Below are 19,405 nucleotides of genomic sequence, written 5' to 3'. Positions count from 1 at the left end.
TTTCGAACGTTTGTCAACGATGGTATAATGGAAAAAAACAGAAAGGATCGTGCGTATGAAAACGTTGTTATTTCATAAACTTCACGAATATTATGACGACATGGTGGCGATTCGTCGCCATTTCCATCAACATCCTGAGCTATCGTTTCAAGAGTATAAAACAGCCGCGTATATTGCCAATTATTATAAACAACTCGGCATTCCTGTTCGAACAAATGTCGGAGGAAATGGAGTAGTCGCCACCATCCACGGCCAACAAGGCGGAAAAACAGTAGCACTTCGGGCGGACTTCGATGCTCTCCCTATTCAAGATGAAAAAGATGTCCCTTACAAATCGACCGTTCCGGGTGTCATGCACGCATGTGGACATGATGGACATACGGCCACGTTGCTTGTGCTTGCTAAGGCGCTTTATGAATTGCGCGAGCATTGGAGCGGCACGATCGTGTGCATTCATCAACACGCAGAAGAATACGCACCAGGCGGAGCAAAAGCGATGATTGAAGACGGTTGTTTAGAAGGAGTAGACGCCATTTTTGGCACACATTTATGGGCAACAGAGCCAACAGGTGTCATTCAATATCGTACAGGGCCGATCATGGCAGCTGCAGACCGGTTTCAAATTGTTATTCAAGGCTCTGGCGGTCACGGCGCAGAACCTCACAAAACGAAAGATGCGATCGTTACTGCATCACAGCTTGTCCTGCATTTGCAGCAAATCGTCAGCCGACGCGTCGATCCGCTTCAACCTGCTGTTGTTTCGATCGGCTCTTTCGTTTCCGACAACGCATTTAACGTGATTGCTGACCGCGCGACATTAGTCGGGACAGTGCGCACATTTTCTGAACAAGTGCGCAATGACATCGAAAGAGAAATTGAACAGATTGTCAAAGGGACTTGCATCGCCAACGGTTGTACGTACGAATACACGTATATGCGCGGCTATCCACCCGTTGTAAACCATGAAGACGAAACGAAATTTCTCGTCGCTACCGCTCGTGAAATAGAAGACGTAACCAATGTCGTTGAAATTCAGCCACATATGGGCGGAGAAGATTTCGCTTACTATTTACAACATGTAAAAGGAACGTTTTTCTTTACAGGCGCAAAAGCGGAAACAACAACGATCGCCTATTCGCACCATCATCCGAAATTTGATTTCGATGAACGAGCGATGCTTATTGCAGCAAAAACGCTTGGATTAGTGGTGATCGAATACATGAAAAAGAAATAAGCTTGGCCATGTCAACGCCAAGCTTTTCAAATTTGATCACCATCTATTCATACAAAAATTTTTACTTTAACTCACGCGCAACAGAGATAATATAGTCAATGTTCTTCATATCAAATATGTGAGTATATGTGATTATCTCATCTTTCTTTACCATTTTTAATGGTTTTTGCATAGGTCGTGTGTAAGAATCTGTTGAAAAAATATCACCTTTCGAAAAGATCGGATGAATATCTGCCTTTCCAACTGGAACATTATGTCCTGTAATATTTTTCGCTTTTATGCGAATCCTTGTTTCTCCATTTTTCACTTTCTCTATTGAGTACGAAATTAAATGAAAAGCATGAAAATCTTTCACTTCCGCATAATCTTGATCTTTAAAAAACGTGAATATTTCTCCGCTTGTTACCCGCTCATCATAGATTTCTAATATGCCTAATAATTCATTCCATTTTAGCTTCACATCTGTCTTTTCTAATAAAAACTTAATAGGAAAAAACATACTATTTCTGATTAGTACTGGCGCTGTATCCATTTCTACTACTTTTTCATCTACGATAGCAGTTTTTGATCCAACGGTAAAAGTATAATGGTGATTTAACAACTGAACATAAGCTGTTTTATTTTTTTTATTATATTCAATCGTTCCACCCATTAAATCGCGCACTGATTTCAATGGGATAAGCAAGCGACCATTTTTGTCTATGAATGGTGCGTGAGGATCTGTATACAAAATATAGTAATCATTTAGTTTTAACAAAATCGGAATATCTTTTTCTTTTGCAGCATATGCTTCGCTATCACTTAACAAAAGCACAAACAAGCATAAGATGACGACTACTTTCTTCATCTTCCAAACTCCCCCTCATCTTTTATTATACACTACTTGTATATGGATACATATCCGAGATTCCGTTTAATGTAACTCGGCAAGCAATCTATCGTACCATACCACTTCGAACCATCCCAATATTTATACTCAGCGTAGTCACTCCATGGATAGTAATAATCTGAATCATGCTTAGAAACAATGAGATTTTCCCATTTTTGATTTTGGGATTTACCGTTTATATTCGCACCATCGAAGTTGTTTTTTGCTATCGAAGTAACTCTTTTCACTGACAAGCTTGAAAGGCTATTAAATGAAACTTCAGAAACAAGTATATTTGAGTAATTGACTGTAGTTGAGTAATTTTCATAACAATAATTACCATATAAAAAGAGACAAACAGGGTATCCCTTATGCCACATGGAGCTGTTTTTTGACGGTATCAATAGGAATATTTTGTTTTGCTGCACAATAAATGAACTCCACGAGGCTATGTCCTTTTCTCTTGCGCAGGAGATCGAGCCCATCAGAAAAATCGCTGTTCGACTCGAATAGGCTGTACACGTAAGCAAGCTGCACCAAAATCCAGTACCGTTTCACCGCTCGAACCTGACGAACACGGTACCCATCGAGCTTCAGCTGGTCTTTCGCTTGTCGAAAAAAGCATTCGATCGACCAACGCTTAGCATAGTAACGCAAGATATCTTCATCGCTTAGCTCCCGGTCGGTGCTCAAGACGCAGTGAAGATGTTCCGATGTCATCGGCTGATTGGCTAGCACCACCGCATGATCGAGACCGTTGAGCGCTCCTTCGTAACGATAGACGCGATAGCGCTCTTCTCCCACCGTGACGAGGTGAGTGTCGTCTAGTTCGATGGAGCGAGCCAACTGCTTCGCTTGGACGGCGACGCCGTTCGGATAGAGAATTCGGTTCGTCTTGAGCATCGCGATGACGTGGAATCCTTTTTTCAGACAAGCTTCCACGAGCGCTTTCGATGGATACCAAGAATCCATCAGCACATAAACGGGACGGCGTACATCCAACGAAGAAAGCATCTCGATCGCGAGTTCCCCTTTGCTTTTCCCCGCCGTCTTGTCGTAGAGACGAAAGGCAAAGGGAAACGCTTGGGCTGCAGTATGAACCATGAGCCAAACAAGAGAATGTTCCCAAATCGATTTTTTCTCTGAGTGAGAATCGTGCCAATCACATCCCTGAATCGCGTGTGTTGCCCGTGACGAAGGCTTGGTTTTTGGCAAATCGTATCATCGATCGAAACAAAAAGGGGTTGGTTCTCCTGTTTGGCGATGCGTTCGACACAATGAAGCATCCATTGCTGGAGTTTGCGAAGCAGCGTTTCTTCCTCCTAAGGGCTTTTCGTGAAAAAATGGCTGAGTGTCGTTCGATGATTGGGGTGAAAGCTCCAATGATGAGGATCGGTCAACGTTCCAGAAAAGCCTTTCGTGATCATCGCATCCACGATATGAACGAGATGCTTCATGACAGGTTTTGAAAAATAAAGTGCCAACCCCAACATCGTGAAAAACTTGTGGATTCCTTGATGATGTGCTAATCTATTCATGAGACATGGACCTCCTTGTGTGAATGGTTTGGTGACACATCTATTCTAACCAAGGAATCGGGTTCATGTCTTCTTTTTTGTTTGGATGTAAATTTATGCTAGTGTTTTTGCTCATCTACAGTTTCTTCTAAAAAAATAAATATGCTATACTCGAAAAACATTAAGCACAACTTTTGGTGGAGAGTCGTAAAAAACCGTAATCAGCTTGTTAAATTTCTCAAAAAATGTAGTCCACTCAACATTCTTTCTATAATCCCTCGATAATCTCTCACTGTTCCTTTCTTCTCCTTTACCAAAACAGACTTCCCATTCTGATTTCCTTCAAAAGATCGTCCACGACTTTTTTCTTTTAATTTCTACTTCGAATGTATCCAAATAAAAATATTACATAAAACACTCCCAATACTAAAAACGTCCATAGCATAACAAAAACGCTGTGAGCGATATATGCAACCATCGCAAAAATAAGCGCCTGGCTCATCCCAATAACAAGTAGTACGCGCATAAACGACCGACGCGCCTCATGAGGCGACAACGGATAAAGAAACAACAGGGAATGACCTCGGTGATACGAACGAATCGAAAGCAGTTGAAGCGCTGTGGCATAAGCACACAAAAGAGCAAACCACTCTACACCGCGAGGCAACGTAAAAATAAAGATGCTACCGATCGCTGTTAAGCGAACGAACAAACCGAAATAGTCGCCTGCGCGGAAAAAGGTGCGTACGTACAAATACGTATACGGTCGCATATGTGAACGATCGAGTAAACGGAAAAAGAAACGAAGCCACGTTCGTTTTTTGACTGTATGTTTGATGTATGGAACATCGACAAACGCATGTGCGAGCCGATAAAATGCTTGCATTCGCTTTCGCTCATCTGCAAGCAGCTGTTCCCATTGCACTCCGTTTTTTCTCCCTTTTAAGTTCACATGTCGCGCGATGATGACCATGAACAATAAAGGGACAAGCATCCATACATATTGTTTCAATAATAAAAAATAAAATAACGTCACGTTCACAAAAAAGCGAACGAATGTGTGAAAGCGATCTCGCCCGATTCGTGCCTCCTCTTGCCATTGAACGAATGTATTCCACCCCGTTAATAACACAATCGCCATCGCGACAACTGAAAATGGCTGAACGGAAAACTTCACATGAAGAGGCAAAAGAACGACGAAGACAACGAGCGAAACGAACAAGTGAAGAAAAAAACTATATCCCACTGCGCGCCAAAAATAAGGGCGAAGCCGTCTTTCCACCGGAAGAAGAAACACCGCATCCGCCTCTTTGACGAACGTCCGCACCCCGCCTTGCGTCACCGCAAAAGCGAGCAGAAGCGCCGCAACGATCGCGTAAGGAAACGACGTCAGTTCATCGACTGCCCGCTTATAAAATACCGCACCCGCCCCGATACTAATAAATAAGACGAGCAATAAATGATCATTAAACATATATCGACCGTATCGTCTCACTTCCGCCATATGAGTGGCCATTCGCTGTTTCCATAACTGTTTTCCATCAATCATCGTTCGTCTCTTCCTTTGTTAATTCGATGTATATATCATCTAACGTCGCATGAGGCATATGTAGCTGTTCTTGAAGCATCGGCAATGATCCGATTGCTTTTATTTGTCCGTTATGTAAAATGACAAACGAATCACAATACCGCTCTGCTGTCGCTAAAATGTGCGTTGACATAAGAATGCCTGCCCCTTCTTTTTTTCTCTCCTCAATAAGCTGAAGCAACGCTTGAATGGCGAGCGGATCTAATCCAACAAACGGTTCATCAATGATATAAAGCGGGACGTCTACTAAAAAAGCGCACATAATCATCACTTTTTGTTTCATCCCTTTTGAAAAAAACGCAGGGAACGCATTCAATTTTTTCTCAAGCCGAAACGCCTTCAACAATGTTGACACGCGCTGTTCATACGCTTCATCCGATACGCCATAAGCCATAGCAGTGAGGCGTAAATGTTCTTCTAACGTTAATTCTTCGTATAAAGCAGGCATTTCGGGAATGTATGTAAATTGCGCCCGATATTGTTCTGGGTCGTCTTGAAACGTTATGTCGTTGATCGTAATCGTCCCTTTACGTGGTTGCATGAAGCCGATAATATGTTTAATCGTCGTGCTTTTGCCTGCCCCATTTAACCCGATTAACGCAACGACTTCCCCTTTTTGTACAGTAAACGATACGTCATCTAAAATGTTTTGTTTCGTATAGCCCCCGAATATGTGTTGAACTTGTAATAGCGCCATCGTCGCTTTCCTTTCTTCATATCATTATTTTTTATTTTAACAAATGAATAACGAAAAGAAAAACGGGTTATGATAAGTAGCGAAGAGGGACAAACAAGTAGCAAGTCGCAGTGAGCAACAAAGCAAGTTCAAGAACACGATGAAATGAGGTGTCTACGGGCCGCACATAAGCTAGCCTGTAACAACGAAAGCACTCCCTTAAAAAGGGGATGGTCATCTTGAACAACGTCGTACTCACAAACGCGTAACGGACTCTACTCGTAAATGAGGTGTTCCCAAAAGACACGTAATCATGAAGCTCCCTCTTCAATGGGCAGGATGCGAGGCGCATCCTGCTCTTTCCGTTTTCGAAACGACAATCGTGTGGTAAAATAAAGACAAAATGGAAAGAAAGGTGGCGTTATGATGAGCGACTGTATTTTTTGTAAAATTATAAACGGAGACATTCCTGCCGCAAAAGTATTTGAAAACGAGCATGTCATCGCCTTTTTAGACATTAGCCAAGTGACGAAAGGACATACGCTCGTCGTCCCGAAAGTACATAAAGAAAATATTTATGAATTAACTTCAGACATCGCCCAACGTGTATTTGAGGTCGTTCCGACAATCGCCAATGCGATTCGTGAACAGTTTTCCCCAGAAGGCATCAATATTTTAAGCAACAACGGAGAAATTGCGGGACAAACCGTTTTCCATTATCATATGCATATTATTCCGCGATACGGTAAAGGGGATGGATTCGGGGCTGTGTGGAAATCACATCAAAGTGACTACACGTTTGATGAGTTACAACATATCGCTTCGCAAATAAAACAAGGTTTATAAAAAGAAGGTGTCCTTCGTGGGCACCTTCTTTCGTTCCAAACGTTTTATTCGTTTTTTAATGCGTCTTTTAACGATTTGTCTTTAATGTCGACATTCGCTTCTTTCATAAGCTTATCAAGTTTCGATTGCACTTTCGATGCATCGAGTTTGCTCTTTTTCACTTCGTATTCCATTTCTTCTTTCATTTCATCAAACGACTTTTTCTCTTCTTTATCTGTCACTTTAATGATATGGTAGCCAAATTGCGTTTTCACTGGGTCGCTTACTTCACCGACTTTTAACGCATAAGCTGCTTTTTCAAATTCTTCAACCATTTTTCCAGGTCCAAACCAACCTAAATCGCCGCCATTTTGAGCAGAACCGGTATCTTTCGAATATTCTTTTGCTAATTTCGCAAAATCCTCGCCTTTTTCTAATTTCGCTTTAATTTCTTTTGCTGTTTTTTCATCGTCCACTAAAATGTGGCTCGCTTTCACTTTCGGCTTATATTCATTATAATATTTTTTCAATTCTTCATCGGACACTTTTATATCTTCCATCGCAGCTTTTTGTCGCAACAAATCAAGTTTTACCATGTTGCGAATCGCTTCTTCTCCGTTTTGTTGCACCGCTAAATCATATTGAACGCCATACATCTCTTTTAAATTTTCGATTTCCTTATCGATTTCTTTATCTGTTACTTTAAATTTTTTGCTTAACACTTTCTCATGTACAAGATCGCGCAACACATCTTTCCCGAAACGCTCTTTCATTTCGTTATATAGCTCGTCTTTTGTAATGTTGCCTGCCTTCGTTTCGACGACAACGTCTGATCCGTTATTACAAGCCGAAAGCGCAAGCATTGCCGCTGCCGACATTGCAACTGTCCATTTTTTCATTTCCTCACAACTCCTATCTATAAATGTACACAAAACATACTATACCATATTTTTTCCGAAAGCTAAAATAAAGCACGTATGCGCCCATACCATTTCACCTGTATTGACATACAATACATTGTCAAAGCGTCGCAACGCCTTCATATACGAAAGGAGGTGTCGTCTATGGGTGCAGGAGCAGGATATGCAAACGGATTTGCGTTAATCGTTGTGTTGTTTATTTTATTAATTATCGTTGGTGCAGCTTGGTTATACTAAACGAACGAAAGCTGACAGGGACACTGTCAGCTTTTTTACGCAAATAATACTTCGATGTAGGAAGAAATAAGTAAAATCGTAATAAGGACGTTAATTGTGCGAAACACTTTCGGCTGTTTTTCTTCTGGAATTTCTTTTTGAATACAAAGTGAATTCGTGAGCTGATTGACCATGAAAAGTATAATTGTCGCAAGGGGTATAAAATAAAGCGCCAAAACATTCCCCTCCTAGTTTTATGTATTTACTCCCCTACTTTACAACGATTTTTTTGATAAATCAATAATGGACATTTCATTTATGCAACAATTCCTGTAAAATATAATACACATAAGCACACAAAAGGAGTTTCGAAAGATGAACATCGAACGACGCATTGAAAAACTTGAATATTATTGTTCGCTCATGTTGGACATGATCGTACCAGAAACGAAGCCATTTTATGCGCTCGTCATTCGGTATGGCTTAACAAAAGAAGAAGTTGAACATACGTTGCGCCTTTGCGAACAATTAAGTGAACAATATAAACAACAAAAAGAGGAAGGATTCGTCATTTTCACCTCGCTTTTTCATGAATTTGCGGGTGCGCTTCATCCGAACCTTCCACTTGCTGAGACGATCGACGCGTTAAAAAAACAACAATTATTCGTTCCACTTATGACAGAGTTTCAACGTTTATTACATACGCTCAACGAATGAAGCTACTTCTTCTTTTTGCTCATCTTTCTTTTTTAACTTTCCATTTTCTTCAACAAACTCTTGGTCGATGTTTTGAAAGGAACGTTCAAAAATTTCCATAAAATCGTCGCCGTACACATTTCGAATCATACACATCATTTCTAACATTTCTGGAAATTTACCATACAATTCGTACAGCGGCTGAATTCCTTGAAGAACAGACGTCCGTTTCGGATCATACGACTCCATTAATTTTAATAAAATCTCTTCCCCTTTGTCCGTCAACTCAATGTACGTATTTCGCTTATCGTCTTCTTTTTTCGAAAACGACAATAGCCCGCGCTCCTCTAATTTTTTCGAAAAGTTAAATGCCGTCGATACGTGCATGACACCAAACTTTGCGATTTCAGAAATCGATGCTCCTTTTAAATGGTATGCAATCCATAAAATATGATGCTCGTTAATGTTTAAGTCAAATGGTTTAATCCATTGTTGCCAATCTTTTTCGATTGATTTCCACAACGCTTTACTTAATTGGGCCACCCTTTGACTAAATAACATCGCCTCTTTAACAGAATAATGTCGTTCCGTGCTTTTCATCTCTCCACCCACTTTTTCGTATTTCTTTCTTTTTATCTTTTATTATGCCAGTAAAATAATAAATAATAAAGTATTAAATATTAGAATTTTTTAATAAATTGAAATATAGAATTTTCGAACTAGGAGGAACAAACATGGTCATTGCGACGGCGACGCTTGGGCTCATCTTTTTGTATTTGACGATTGCCACGTTTTCTATGTTGAACAAAGCGCGCATGTATCCCCCGAAAAAAGTGTTAAAGCAACGCATGAGTGTATTTGGAAGCCTTGCTCTCTTTTTTATCGCCATTACCTTTTTACTTTTACGCATGCAGCAGTAACAACGATATAAGGAAAACCCGACCATAAACGATCGGGTTCTTTTTATTATTGTTGCGGAACGGTATATGTTCGCCTCATCAGCGATTGTACGATCGGATAAATGACGACCATCGCAATCGTATTGACAAACGCTGTTGGAATGACGACAGCAACGAACAATCCGCCAAACGTTGCTCCTCCTGGCAAACCGACAACCGCTAAAGCAACGGCCAAAAACGTCGCACCAGAAATAAACGTGCCAATCGCAGTAAGCAATGCCGCTTTTACTGGCGTCACTTTCGTCTTAAACAGCATTAACAATCCAAAACAGAGTGTAGCCGTCACAATTTTATCAACGACGTTCGGGATAAATCCCCCAGGGAAGCTTGTCGTCACCCCAGAAATGATCCCTGTTGCAATCGCTAATAAACTAACGGCTGTTTTGTTCGGGAAGAGCATCATACCTAAAAACATCATCGTCAACATCATATCTGGCTTCATCCCAAAGAAAAATCCCGGAATGACTGCGTGCAACACCGCACCGATCCCAACAAAAAGCGATAATAATACTAACGTTCTCGTATTCATTTCTCATCTCTCCTCATCTCATTCTTTTCTCTTCTCAGCTTGTGAACAAGTTTAATAATATTATAGCACTTTAAAGTGTCGACGTAAAACAAAAATTTTCAAAAAATATTTTTTCGGAACGTTTCCATAAATTTCACTAACGCTTCACATGCTTCGATGTCAACCGCATTATAAATAGATGCGCGACATCCCCCAACAGAGCGATGACCTGCTAATCCAATCAACCCTTTTTCTTTTGCTTCCACTAAAAACTTCTTTGTGAGCTCCTCATTCGGCAACGTAAACGTTACATTCATATGCGAACGGCTTTCTTTTTTTGCATGCCCTTTGTAAAATCCTTCACTTTCATCAATACAACGGTATAATATCGCGGCTTTTTCCGCATTTTTCTTTTCGATCGCTTGCACGCCACCTTGTTCCTCTACCCATTCGAGCACGAGCGATAACATATAAATCGCAAACGTCGGTGGCGTGTTATATAACGAACGGCTTTCGCTATACGTCCGATAGTTTAACATCGTCGGCAAACGGTCGTCCCCTTTCGCCAACAAATCTTTCCGAATAATGACTACCGTCACGCCTGAAGGTCCTAAATTTTTTTGCGCTCCTGCATAAATGAGCGCAAAACGGCTCACATCTATATCGCGGCTTAAAATATCGCTCGACATATCAGCAATTAAATCAACAGACACGTTCGGAAATTCACGCCATTGTGTTCCTACAATCGTATTGTTCGACGTAATGTGCAAATACGCTGGACGCTCGGACAGCTCAATATTCGTCGGAATGTACGTATATTGTTCCTCCTTCGACGAAGCTGCTACGTGCGTTGCTCCTACTTTTTTTGCCTCTTTCATCGCTTTATCCGACCATGAGTCCGTTAACACATAGTTGCCGACTTCCCCTTCTTTCAATAAATTCATCGGCACCATAGAAAACTGTAAACTTGCTCCTCCTTGTAAAAAAAGCACATCATGCGTATCAGGAATGTTCATCAGCTTGCGCAACAACGTTTCTGCGCGCTCATGCACCGCATCATATTCTTTGCTTCGATGGCTCAGTTCCATGACTGACATGCCTGTTTGTCGAAAGTTGAGCAATTCTTTTTGCGCTCGCTCTAACACAGCTAGCGGCAAAGCTGACGGTCCTGCATTAAAATTGTACGCTCGCTTCACGCTTTTCTCCCCCTCATGTCATGTAATAATATATATCCTAACATGAAACGCAAAAAAATGAAGAAAAATTTTTGTGAATTTTTAAAAAAGAAAAAAGACCTCGTTATTCCAAGGCCTTTTGTCGCTGCTGGCGCGCTTGACGAATGCGCTCCATATACACTTCTCCTTCTTTTTCTAACAACTTCTCATCTATTTTTCGTTCTTCTTTTGCCGTACGAATGGCCATATATCCGCTAATCATAATCCCAACAAGAAGCAATGTAATAACCATACATATCCTCCTTTAAGCTTGTCTTACTTTACACATATGCGCACAACCGGAAAAATAGAAGTATAAAAGAAGGAAATGATGATGATGAAGCGAATACATGAAAAGAAAGGGGTGGGGAAATTGAAAACATATACGTTAACCGTTTTTGAAAAGACGGGAGAAAAATTGCTTGATGAAACATTTACTGCCGCAAACGATGACGAAGCAAAACGAATCGGCGAGCAAAAATTAAAAGAGAAACAGTTAGAACATAAAACGCATCGTTGCACGACATCAAGCGGTAAACTCATTTTATTTCATCGATAAAGCCCCGATCATGTCGGGGCTAAAATAATTGTTCCATCATTTTTAATTTTTCATTTGTGTAATGTTCATAATGTTCGTTATACACTTTCGGTTCTTTCGGATTAGCAAAATGCGTAATCGCTTTTGTTTCTGGGTGCACAAACTTGCTTGATGCCCCACATCCTAATCCGATGATCGACTGTTGTTCTTCCATAATCATAATATTATAAATGCTTTCTTGACCTGGCAATGCATAACCGACATTTTCTAAATTGCCGAGGATGTTTTTTTGACGGTATAAATAATACGGCACATATCCTTTTTCCTTCGTCCATCGTTCCGCGCGCTTCATCATTTCACTAATTTCGTCCCGATCCGCCACTTTATACTTTTCTTTATTTTTCGTCATCTCTGAAGCGCGTTTAAACGACAACGTATGCACCGTCAACGACTCCGGCATCAACTTTTCTGTTTGTTCGAGCGTATAACAGAATTGCTCAATCCCTTCACCCGGCAATCCGATAATTAAATCCATATTAATATTGTTCATACCTGCTTCGCGCGCAAGATGAAATTTTTCAATCGTCTCTTCAACCGTATGATGACGGCCGATCGCTCGCAACGTTTCTTGAATATATGATTGCGGGTTAATGCTAATGCGGTCAATGTTCCATTTTTTCAACACCGCTAGCTTCTCTGTTGTAATCGTATCTGGTCTTCCTGCTTCAACTGTAATTTCACGCACGCGCTCGACGTTTGGAAAAACGCGATACATATGCGCATATAGCGCATCCATCTCCTCCGCTGTAATGCTTGTCGGTGTGCCACCACCGTAATAAATCGTCGTAATCGGAATGTTGCGCTCTTTCAGAAACCGTCCAATTTGTTCCATTTCGTAATGCAATCCGAATAAAAACGAATCGACAGACCCTTGTTTTCCTTGAATCGCATAGGCTGGAAACGTACAATACGCACATTTCGTCGGACAAAACGGAATGCCAATATAAATGCTCACTTCTTTCGATAAATCGTACAAATCTGGCACAACCGTCAACTGACGATCGACAATTTGTTGCATAAGCTCAATTTTCTCGTCCGTCACTAAATAATCTTCGCGCAATGTGCGATGCGCTTCTTCTTTTGTGAAACCGGAACGTAATTTTTGATGAAGTAACTTTACCGGACGAACGCCTGTTAAAATCCCCCACTGTTGCACAACGCCTGTGTATTGCTGTAATAGAGATAAATATATATACGAAACCGCATGTTTTACTTGCTTCATGCGTCCTTTTTCTTCTTCTGTTTTCCAAAACCGTTCGTAATGAGCCGCATACGTGCGACCATGTTCATCTCGCAACGTACCAACAACGATGAGCTGTTCTCCTTGTTGTACATCGATAGTTACACGCACATTCGCTTCTTCTGTTCGTGCGAAAGAGAGCGTTTGCTCTTCAAAAAATAGACCGGTAATAACCTCTAAAGAACGTTGAAAACGATCAACCGGCTCAAGTCCGCAAATGTCAATACGCAATGAAATCACCTTTCGCTTCAAAGTATTAAACTCATTTAAGTGTACAGAAGAAGCGAAAAGCTCGTCAAGAAACGGAAATTATTTTTTCTCTGTCGTGCGAATTTGCCGTAAAAATTGTGGGCGATGTTGTTTTCGAAAATGTTCTTTAATCATATAAGCAACACCGAGCTGGTCGTTTGAACGCGTCACCCAATCGGCAATCGCTTTTACTTCATTTGCCGCATTCCCCGTCGCAACGCCAAGACCAGCCGCTTCAATGGCCGGCATATCATCCATATGATCGCCGATCACAACCATTTCTTGTAACGAAATTCCAAGTTCGTTTCCGAGACGAATAAGCCCATTTAGTTTTGAAACGTTTTTTGGCAACAATTCAATTTTCCCATCACTAATAGTGAGGGAGAGCTCTGGAAACGCACGCTCCATCGTTTCAACAATTTCATCACGTTCGTCTTCATTCGAATAAAAAACATCGATTTTCATGACATCAATCGGGTCATCGCGCAACACATCACTTAATGAGTCAACAAACTGCGCTGGGTAAAAAAACGGATCCCCTAAAATCGTTTTCGCAATCATATTGTTTTTTACTTTTTTTCGATTTCCGATTGAATACCGTTCGTGAAGCAAACGAACGTTGCAGTTGAAATGTTCAAGCACGTGCACAACATCAAACGTTTTTTGTGCTGGAATAACCGACTCATATAACTTTTCTTCTAATGACTTCGCCACAAGCGCCCCTTGAAATGTCACTAAATATGAATCTAATTTCAACGCTTTCGCCACTTTTTTAGCTGACAAAAAGTTTCTTGACGTCAGCAACGTAATATATACGTCTTTTTTCTTCACAAAATCGATCGCTTCTTTCGTTTTTTTCTCTAATTTTCCGTTTGATTTTAATAACGTACCGTCAATATTGAGCGCAAGCAATTTATACATGATCGTCCCCCCTCGATGTCGTGGCTTCATTCATACGTATGACAAGGGTATAAAAAAAAGAACACCCATTTTCATGAGTGTCCGTCATATAGCTGCTCAATTGGCTGAATCATCGCAGCCATCGCTTGAGCAAACAATTCGTTTAAACGTTCTTCTGCCTGAATAAGCCGTGCGATATTTTCATTCATTTCAATAACGTGTAAATGTTGTTGCAACAATTCGACATCTGCATCGCTGACCGGGAATCCGCTCATTTGTTTTTGTTGGAGCTGTTTTTGCAACGTACGAAATTTCGTAAATAATTGGTGCGCCGTTTGGTCACGTTGCACTTGTTCATAAGCGCGGCGAAGTTCCGCAAACGGTTCACTCATACGAATAACTGTTGAAAGTTCGTCAATCGCTTGAAGGACGTCCATGCGACACGCTCCTCTCTTTTTCCCTTTCTATTTACGATATGAGCGAAGCGGTCGCTGTATGTCTACAATTGAATGAAAAACGTTATACAACCTTGAATTAGTCCGATCACTCCACCTAGCAAAGCCCCTAAATATGTAATCATTTTAAACTCGCGGCGCGAAATCGTTAAAATCATTTCCTCTAGCCGCTCAACAGAAAAAGATGCCACTTCTTCCCGAACGATGTCTTGCAAATGAAGTCGCTTCATCCATTGTTCAATGCGTTGAGAAGCGAACTGTAAAAGAAAACGAACGAATGTCGGCAATGAAGCGCGCACATGAGAAGCGACAAGCGGACCGAGCGGCTGCTGAAGCGGTTCTTGCACAACGGCTGCTGTCAGTCTCTTTATCCATAGCACCATTTTTTCATCACCGATCATTTGCTCCACATCGTGCACATGTATTGCTTTCACTTTTTCCCATTCGTTTGTAAATAGTTGCACGAGCAACTGCTTTGCACCATCGCTTTGTAAAAATTTCACGATTTCCGGGCGAATTTTGTCCGCTAAGCTGACATTGCCGAGAAACATTTGAATCATATTGCCAAACATGCCGCGGCTTTGTAAAAATTCATTAATCATCTGTTCAATTTGCCGCTCTCCTTGTTCGCTCTCTACATACGTGCGCAGGCGAAACAATAACCGCTCGGCGATCGAAGGAATGGCGCGATCAATTTTTTGAAGTAGCTCACTTGGAATGACATGATAAAGCGGCTGGTCTCTATATTGTGACATCATCGTTTTATATTTTTTTTCAATCCACATTTCAGCGATTTGCTCAGGATGTTTAACACCGAATCGCTCAAGCCAATCGGCAACCGTTCGATCCGATTGTAGCCAACGTTCTACTTCTTCCTGTACATAGCTTGTCATATCATGAACAAACGTTTCGTCGTTTAGTTTCCGTCGCAGTCCGTCAGCTGTTAATAAATGTTCAACGACCATGCGCCCAAGTTGTTCCGCTAATTCTTCTCTCCGCTTCGGAATCAATCCCGGTGTAAATGGAAGCCTTTTTCCCGCAATATATATTGGGCGATACGGACGAAAAAGCATTTTAATCGCCAGTGAATTTGTGACCCCTCCGATCAATGCGCCAACAGCGATCATAAACAATAAATAAAGAAAAAGCCCCATAATGATCTCCCTTCTGCCAATAAGCTTTTCTAACCATTCATTATAGGGCTTGTCCGTTATGAGTGCAAACGTGTGATAACTGTTTGTGCAACTGTTTCAAACTTTTACATAACAAGATGCGAAACAGTTCTCGTTCTGTCGCACGTTCAGACGCAAGCCACGCTTCTTTATATATATTCATTTTCTCAAACTGCTCGCGCCATTCATCTTTTGTTTCTTTTTGATTTCTTTCCCATTCTTTTCCCATATGCAACACATATAAATAACGAACGAGTGCTTCTTCCTCTTTATCTAAATAGTAATTCGTTAATGCGTGTAAAAACTGAACAGTCATCATTTTCACCTCTCGTCATGAATATATGTGGACAACAAATGAACAATGCATACTTTTCTTTCGCATATACAAAATAACGAATAAGGGGGCATAGATCATGAAAGAACGCGATAATTATGAATGGGATATTGATCGAATGATTAACGAAGGCATGGCAGGAGGATACGTATATTCGTGCTATCAAGCAACAAATATTGAAGAGGCGCGCGATGTTCAAAAGGAACAACCGCCACATGAAGTGAAATAAAGCGGCGAGCATTTTCTCGCCGCTTTTTGTATAATGATCGTGATGGGAGACGAAAGGAATGGGCATATATGTTAAAAAAATTACGAGCATATTATCAAGAAGCGCTTGTTGAACATGCACATGTGAGCGAGCAGCATGAATATGAATGGTTTGTCACAGAACAAGGTGAGCTTTTTGGCATAAAAAAAGAAGCGCTTACCGTAAAAGAACGGGAACTTTTAGCGACGTTGTTTGCACCTCGTAAACTTATGCCTCCTTGGATGACCGAACACGAACGAGCATGGTATCGTTTTTTAATTCAAAACGACAAACAAACATTTGAACAGTTACCTTCCTCGACATATACGCGCTTCATTTACTTTTACATACAAAAAGGGACGGTGGACGCACACGATTTTATGGAAGCGATTCAATCGCTTTTTCCTTATGACGTGACGATCATTTCCGAAACAGAACAATGCTTTATCGTCATTGAACAACAAGAAGAAAGTGTTGCTTCTACTTTGTCTGAGCTGATCGATACGTTATGTAGCGATTTTTACATTCAATTGCGGGCATATATTGGGCAAAAGTGTCCACATACTGTCGAACTTGCGCACATGTTCCTTGCCGAAAAACGATATTTTCAAGTTGCCATAACGCATAAGCCCGAACAACGCGTCTACTGCATCGAAGACGTCTTTCCTCTTTTGCTGATCAACAATGAGGACATCACGTATGCGATGACGTTTTTACAACCGATTAAGCAAGATCCCGATATAGTTAAAACGATGAAGACGTTTTTTGAATGCAATTTAAACGTTTCTCTTGCAGCAAAAAAGCTTCATATGCACCGCAACAGCTTACAATACCGCATTGATAAACTGATCGAAAAAACAGGGATTGATATAAAGCAGTTTAAAGGAGCACTAACCGTGTATTTGGCCATTTTACTTTATGAACAGCACTAGGCACATTGCCCGAAAACATTTTCTTTTTTTGTGCACGATGTCCATTTACCGTTCGTTTATTTTTATATATGCTTAAATCAAATGAAATCGATTACATGAGGAGGCATATACATGGCTGAGCTTCGTTTAGAACACGTGTATAAAATTTATGACAATAACGTCACCGCTGTAAAAGACTTTAACTTACACATTCAAGATAAAGAATTTATCGTATTCGTCGGTCCATCCGGTTGCGGAAAATCGACAACGCTCCGCATGATCGCAGGTCTTGAAGAAATTTCAAAAGGTGATTTTTACATTGATGGAAAGCGAATGAATGATGTTGCGCCAAAAGATCGTGACATTGCGATGGTGTTCCAAAACTATGCCCTTTATCCGCATATGAGCGTATACGATAACATGGCATTCGGATTGAAATTGCGTAAGTTCCCGAAAGATGAAATCGACCGTCGCGTTCGGGAAGCTGCACGCATTCTCGGTCTCGAACAATATTTAGATCGTAAACCGAAAGCATTATCAGGCGGTCAGCGTCAGCGCGTAGCATTAGGACGTGCCATTGTGCGCGATGCGAAAGTGTTTTTAATGGACGAGCCGCTTTCAAACTTAGATGCCAAATTGCGTGTACAAATGCGTGCAGAAATCGCAAAACTTCATCAACGTTTAGGAACAACGACCATTTACGTCACACACGACCAAACGGAAGCAATGACGATGGCGACGCGCCTTGTCGTTATGAAAGATGGCGTCATCCAACAAGTTGGAACACCAAAAGAAGTATATGAAAAACCAGAAAATATTTTCGTCGGCGGATTTATCGGCTCACCAGCGATGAACTTCTTGCGCGGCGTACTCCAAGACGGTGTATTCGTTATTGGCGATGTCAAAATTGCAGTTCCAGAAGGAAAAATGAAAGTGCTTCGTGAACAAGGATACGTTGGAAAAGAAGTCATTTTAGGCATTCGCCCAGAAGATTTCCATGACGAGCCAGTATTTCTAGAAGCGTCACAAAATACAAAAGTGCGCGCACATGTTGAAGTGGCAGAACTGCTCGGCGCAGAAATTATGGTATATTCTCAAATTAACGGTCAAGAATTTGTTGCGCGTGTCGATGCACGCACAGACGTCAAAGCAGGTCAAACGATCGATCTTGCGTTAGATATGAATAAAGCACATTTCTTCGACGTCAACACAGAATTACGTATTCGTTCAAATAGTGAAAAATAATAACAGAGCCCGTTCGTTTGAGCGGGCTTTTACTCTTCAATAAAACGAACAACATCGTCATCACAATCATGACAATGAAACAAATGAACGCAGACATGTTGTTTTCTCGTATGTGCATAGCCATCAACCATTTTCATCATATCTGCATCCATATACGGACTATAATCATCAAAATAATCCGTTAATTTTCCTTCATCTTTTAATTTTCCTCCACATTGCTCACAATAAAAAACGATTGTCCGCAAACCATTACATAACGGACAAATGTGCATATTCATCCCTCGCTTCGTGATTTTCCATTATCTTTCCCACTACACAAAAAATTACCACATAAAAAAAAGAATAATAAAATGTTTTTTCCCCAAAATAGTAGTACAAACAAGCAAACAACATTCGATGGGTTAAGCCAAGCTTGGCAGCGTGAAAATCATCACGCGTTGCTGGTGCAAATCCAGCTAACCCAACCATAAAAAATTGTAACGAGGAGATGAATGAACATGGCAAACACAAATCAATTACTAGTATACGGTGCACAACAAGCAATCGATCAAATGAAATATGAAATCGCTCAAGAATTTGGTGTAAACCTTGGACCAGATGCAACATCACGCGCAAACGGTTCAGTTGGTGGCGAAATTACAAAACGTCTTGTTGCAATGGCGCAACAACAATTAGGCGGATCTTACACAACTAAATAACATGGCTGAAAAGGGGCTGACCCAAAACGCTAATGCGCTTTGGGTCTAGCCCTTTCTTTTTTGCCCAAAAATAGAAGAATCGCCCTTTTTATGGTAAAATTGAGTCACCAAAAACAACTACACCAAAAAAGGAGC

25 protein-coding genes and 1 pseudogene are annotated in these 19,405 nt (G+C 40.9%); 10 read left to right on the top strand and 16 right to left on the bottom strand.

What is annotated here, in order from left to right; all coding sequences use genetic code 11:
* The first annotated feature begins 55 nt into the window (after nucleotides 1-55).
* Nucleotides 56-1,234, top strand: a complete 1,179-nt coding sequence (locus K1I43_RS13900; protein ID WP_220382682.1) for a M20 family metallopeptidase — start codon at nucleotides 56-58, stop codon at nucleotides 1,232-1,234.
* 61 nt (nucleotides 1,235-1,295) lie between these two features.
* Here K1I43_RS13900 and K1I43_RS13895 read toward each other — a convergent pair whose 3' ends face one another.
* From K1I43_RS13895 to K1I43_RS13880, 4 genes and pseudogenes are all read right to left on the bottom strand, one after another.
* On the bottom strand, nucleotides 1,296-2,081 hold the full coding sequence (locus K1I43_RS13895; protein WP_220382681.1) for a copper amine oxidase N-terminal domain-containing protein: 786 nt from the start codon (nucleotides 2,079-2,081) through the stop codon (nucleotides 1,296-1,298).
* A gap of 390 nt (nucleotides 2,082-2,471) precedes the next feature.
* A pseudogene (locus K1I43_RS13890) lies at nucleotides 2,472-3,640 on the bottom strand (IS701 family transposase).
* Nucleotides 3,641-3,989: 349 nt separating this feature from the next.
* Complete coding sequence (locus K1I43_RS13885) at nucleotides 3,990-5,168, bottom strand: ABC transporter permease (protein WP_220382680.1); 1,179 nt, start codon at nucleotides 5,166-5,168, stop codon at nucleotides 3,990-3,992.
* Nucleotides 5,161-5,904, bottom strand: a complete 744-nt coding sequence (locus tag K1I43_RS13880) for an ABC transporter ATP-binding protein (protein ID WP_009361998.1) — start codon at nucleotides 5,902-5,904, stop codon at nucleotides 5,161-5,163. The genes K1I43_RS13885 and K1I43_RS13880 overlap by 8 nt, the downstream gene beginning before the upstream one ends.
* A gap of 405 nt (nucleotides 5,905-6,309) precedes the next feature.
* Here K1I43_RS13880 and K1I43_RS13875 point away from each other — a divergent pair, with 405 nt between their 5' ends.
* The gene (locus tag K1I43_RS13875) at nucleotides 6,310-6,729 is read left to right on the top strand and encodes an HIT family protein (RefSeq protein WP_009361999.1); all 420 of its coding nucleotides are present in this window, start codon (nucleotides 6,310-6,312) and stop codon (nucleotides 6,727-6,729) included.
* Between the two features lie 44 nt (nucleotides 6,730-6,773).
* Here the strand turns inward: K1I43_RS13875 and K1I43_RS13870 are convergent, their stop codons facing one another.
* Entirely contained in the window at nucleotides 6,774-7,607 is an 834-nt protein-coding gene (locus tag K1I43_RS13870; protein WP_026011562.1) for a peptidylprolyl isomerase, read from the bottom strand.
* A 165-nt stretch (nucleotides 7,608-7,772) separates the two neighbouring features.
* Between K1I43_RS13870 and K1I43_RS13865 the strand changes: the two genes are divergently transcribed.
* Nucleotides 7,773-7,865, top strand: a complete 93-nt coding sequence (locus tag K1I43_RS13865; RefSeq protein ID WP_019417055.1) for a YjcZ family sporulation protein — start codon at nucleotides 7,773-7,775, stop codon at nucleotides 7,863-7,865.
* 35 nt (nucleotides 7,866-7,900) lie between these two features.
* Here the strand turns inward: K1I43_RS13865 and K1I43_RS13860 are convergent, their stop codons facing one another.
* Nucleotides 7,901-8,080: a hypothetical protein gene (locus K1I43_RS13860; protein WP_019417056.1), complete on the bottom strand. Its 180-nt coding sequence runs from the start codon at nucleotides 8,078-8,080 to the stop codon at nucleotides 7,901-7,903.
* A gap of 139 nt (nucleotides 8,081-8,219) precedes the next feature.
* Here K1I43_RS13860 and K1I43_RS13855 point away from each other — a divergent pair, with 139 nt between their 5' ends.
* The gene (locus tag K1I43_RS13855) at nucleotides 8,220-8,561 is read left to right on the top strand and encodes a YhaI family protein (protein ID WP_019417057.1); all 342 of its coding nucleotides are present in this window, start codon (nucleotides 8,220-8,222) and stop codon (nucleotides 8,559-8,561) included.
* Here the strand turns inward: K1I43_RS13855 and K1I43_RS13850 are convergent.
* Nucleotides 8,541-9,140: an HTH-type transcriptional regulator Hpr gene (locus K1I43_RS13850; protein WP_009362004.1), complete on the bottom strand. Its 600-nt coding sequence runs from the start codon at nucleotides 9,138-9,140 to the stop codon at nucleotides 8,541-8,543. The genes K1I43_RS13855 and K1I43_RS13850 overlap by 21 nt on opposite strands.
* Before the next feature lie 134 nt (nucleotides 9,141-9,274).
* Here K1I43_RS13850 and yhzF point away from each other — a divergent pair, with 134 nt between their 5' ends.
* The gene (gene yhzF / locus K1I43_RS13845; protein ID WP_019417059.1) at nucleotides 9,275-9,460 is read left to right on the top strand and encodes a membrane protein YhzF; all 186 of its coding nucleotides are present in this window, start codon (nucleotides 9,275-9,277) and stop codon (nucleotides 9,458-9,460) included.
* A 46-nt stretch (nucleotides 9,461-9,506) separates the two neighbouring features.
* Here the strand turns inward: yhzF and K1I43_RS13840 are convergent, their stop codons facing one another.
* From K1I43_RS13840 to K1I43_RS13830, 3 genes are all read right to left on the bottom strand, one after another.
* Nucleotides 9,507-10,028, bottom strand: coding sequence for a tryptophan transporter (locus tag K1I43_RS13840; protein ID WP_009362006.1), 522 nt, complete (start codon nucleotides 10,026-10,028; stop codon nucleotides 9,507-9,509).
* Between the two features lie 98 nt (nucleotides 10,029-10,126).
* The gene (gene serC / locus K1I43_RS13835; RefSeq protein WP_019417060.1) at nucleotides 10,127-11,203 is read right to left on the bottom strand and encodes a 3-phosphoserine/phosphohydroxythreonine transaminase; all 1,077 of its coding nucleotides are present in this window, start codon (nucleotides 11,201-11,203) and stop codon (nucleotides 10,127-10,129) included.
* A gap of 103 nt (nucleotides 11,204-11,306) precedes the next feature.
* On the bottom strand, nucleotides 11,307-11,474 hold the full coding sequence (locus tag K1I43_RS13830; protein ID WP_009362008.1) for a sporulation YhaL family protein: 168 nt from the start codon (nucleotides 11,472-11,474) through the stop codon (nucleotides 11,307-11,309).
* Nucleotides 11,475-11,594: 120 nt separating this feature from the next.
* Between K1I43_RS13830 and K1I43_RS13825 the strand changes: the two genes are divergently transcribed.
* Complete coding sequence (locus tag K1I43_RS13825) at nucleotides 11,595-11,780, top strand: YhzD family protein (protein WP_026011563.1); 186 nt, start codon at nucleotides 11,595-11,597, stop codon at nucleotides 11,778-11,780.
* A gap of 19 nt (nucleotides 11,781-11,799) precedes the next feature.
* Here K1I43_RS13825 and K1I43_RS13820 read toward each other — a convergent pair whose 3' ends face one another.
* From K1I43_RS13820 to K1I43_RS13800, 5 genes are all read right to left on the bottom strand, one after another.
* Nucleotides 11,800-13,299, bottom strand: coding sequence for a coproporphyrinogen III oxidase (locus K1I43_RS13820; RefSeq protein WP_019417061.1), 1,500 nt, complete (start codon nucleotides 13,297-13,299; stop codon nucleotides 11,800-11,802).
* A 69-nt stretch (nucleotides 13,300-13,368) separates the two neighbouring features.
* The gene (locus tag K1I43_RS13815; protein ID WP_026011565.1) at nucleotides 13,369-14,229 is read right to left on the bottom strand and encodes a Cof-type HAD-IIB family hydrolase; all 861 of its coding nucleotides are present in this window, start codon (nucleotides 14,227-14,229) and stop codon (nucleotides 13,369-13,371) included.
* Between the two features lie 71 nt (nucleotides 14,230-14,300).
* The gene (locus tag K1I43_RS13810; protein WP_009362012.1) at nucleotides 14,301-14,645 is read right to left on the bottom strand and encodes a YlbF/YmcA family competence regulator; all 345 of its coding nucleotides are present in this window, start codon (nucleotides 14,643-14,645) and stop codon (nucleotides 14,301-14,303) included.
* A gap of 62 nt (nucleotides 14,646-14,707) precedes the next feature.
* Nucleotides 14,708-15,817, bottom strand: a complete 1,110-nt coding sequence (locus tag K1I43_RS13805; protein WP_019417063.1) for a DUF445 domain-containing protein — start codon at nucleotides 15,815-15,817, stop codon at nucleotides 14,708-14,710.
* Nucleotides 15,818-15,857: 40 nt separating this feature from the next.
* Nucleotides 15,858-16,154, bottom strand: a complete 297-nt coding sequence (locus K1I43_RS13800; protein WP_238148420.1) for a hypothetical protein — start codon at nucleotides 16,152-16,154, stop codon at nucleotides 15,858-15,860.
* A gap of 94 nt (nucleotides 16,155-16,248) precedes the next feature.
* Here K1I43_RS13800 and K1I43_RS13795 point away from each other — a divergent pair, with 94 nt between their 5' ends.
* The 3 genes from K1I43_RS13795 (at nucleotide 16,249) to K1I43_RS13785 (ending at nucleotide 18,572) form a co-directional block, all read left to right on the top strand.
* Nucleotides 16,249-16,398 carry a hypothetical protein gene (locus tag K1I43_RS13795; RefSeq protein WP_019417065.1) on the top strand — a complete coding sequence of 50 codons (150 nt, stop codon included), beginning with the start codon at nucleotides 16,249-16,251 and terminating at the stop codon, nucleotides 16,396-16,398.
* A 68-nt stretch (nucleotides 16,399-16,466) separates the two neighbouring features.
* Complete coding sequence (locus K1I43_RS13790) at nucleotides 16,467-17,348, top strand: PucR family transcriptional regulator (protein ID WP_220382679.1); 882 nt, start codon at nucleotides 16,467-16,469, stop codon at nucleotides 17,346-17,348.
* 111 nt (nucleotides 17,349-17,459) lie between these two features.
* On the top strand, nucleotides 17,460-18,572 hold the full coding sequence (locus K1I43_RS13785) for an ABC transporter ATP-binding protein (protein ID WP_009362017.1): 1,113 nt from the start codon (nucleotides 17,460-17,462) through the stop codon (nucleotides 18,570-18,572).
* Nucleotides 18,573-18,601: 29 nt separating this feature from the next.
* On the opposite strand, the gene K1I43_RS13780 is transcribed toward K1I43_RS13785, so the two are convergent.
* Nucleotides 18,602-18,844, bottom strand: coding sequence for a hypothetical protein (locus K1I43_RS13780; RefSeq protein WP_019417067.1), 243 nt, complete (start codon nucleotides 18,842-18,844; stop codon nucleotides 18,602-18,604).
* A gap of 225 nt (nucleotides 18,845-19,069) precedes the next feature.
* On the opposite strand from K1I43_RS13780, the gene K1I43_RS13775 reads away from it, so the two are divergent.
* Complete coding sequence (locus K1I43_RS13775; protein WP_003395655.1) at nucleotides 19,070-19,270, top strand: alpha/beta-type small acid-soluble spore protein; 201 nt, start codon at nucleotides 19,070-19,072, stop codon at nucleotides 19,268-19,270.
* Nucleotides 19,271-19,405 lie beyond the last annotated feature (135 nt).

It is taken from the genome of Anoxybacillus sp. ST70 (assembly GCF_019553625.1).
In the GTDB taxonomy this organism is placed as follows: Bacteria; Bacillota; Bacilli; order Bacillales; family Anoxybacillaceae; genus Anoxybacillus; species Anoxybacillus gonensis.
Note: the sequence above shows the minus strand (reverse complement) of the source record. Positions and strands in the feature narration are given on the sequence as shown.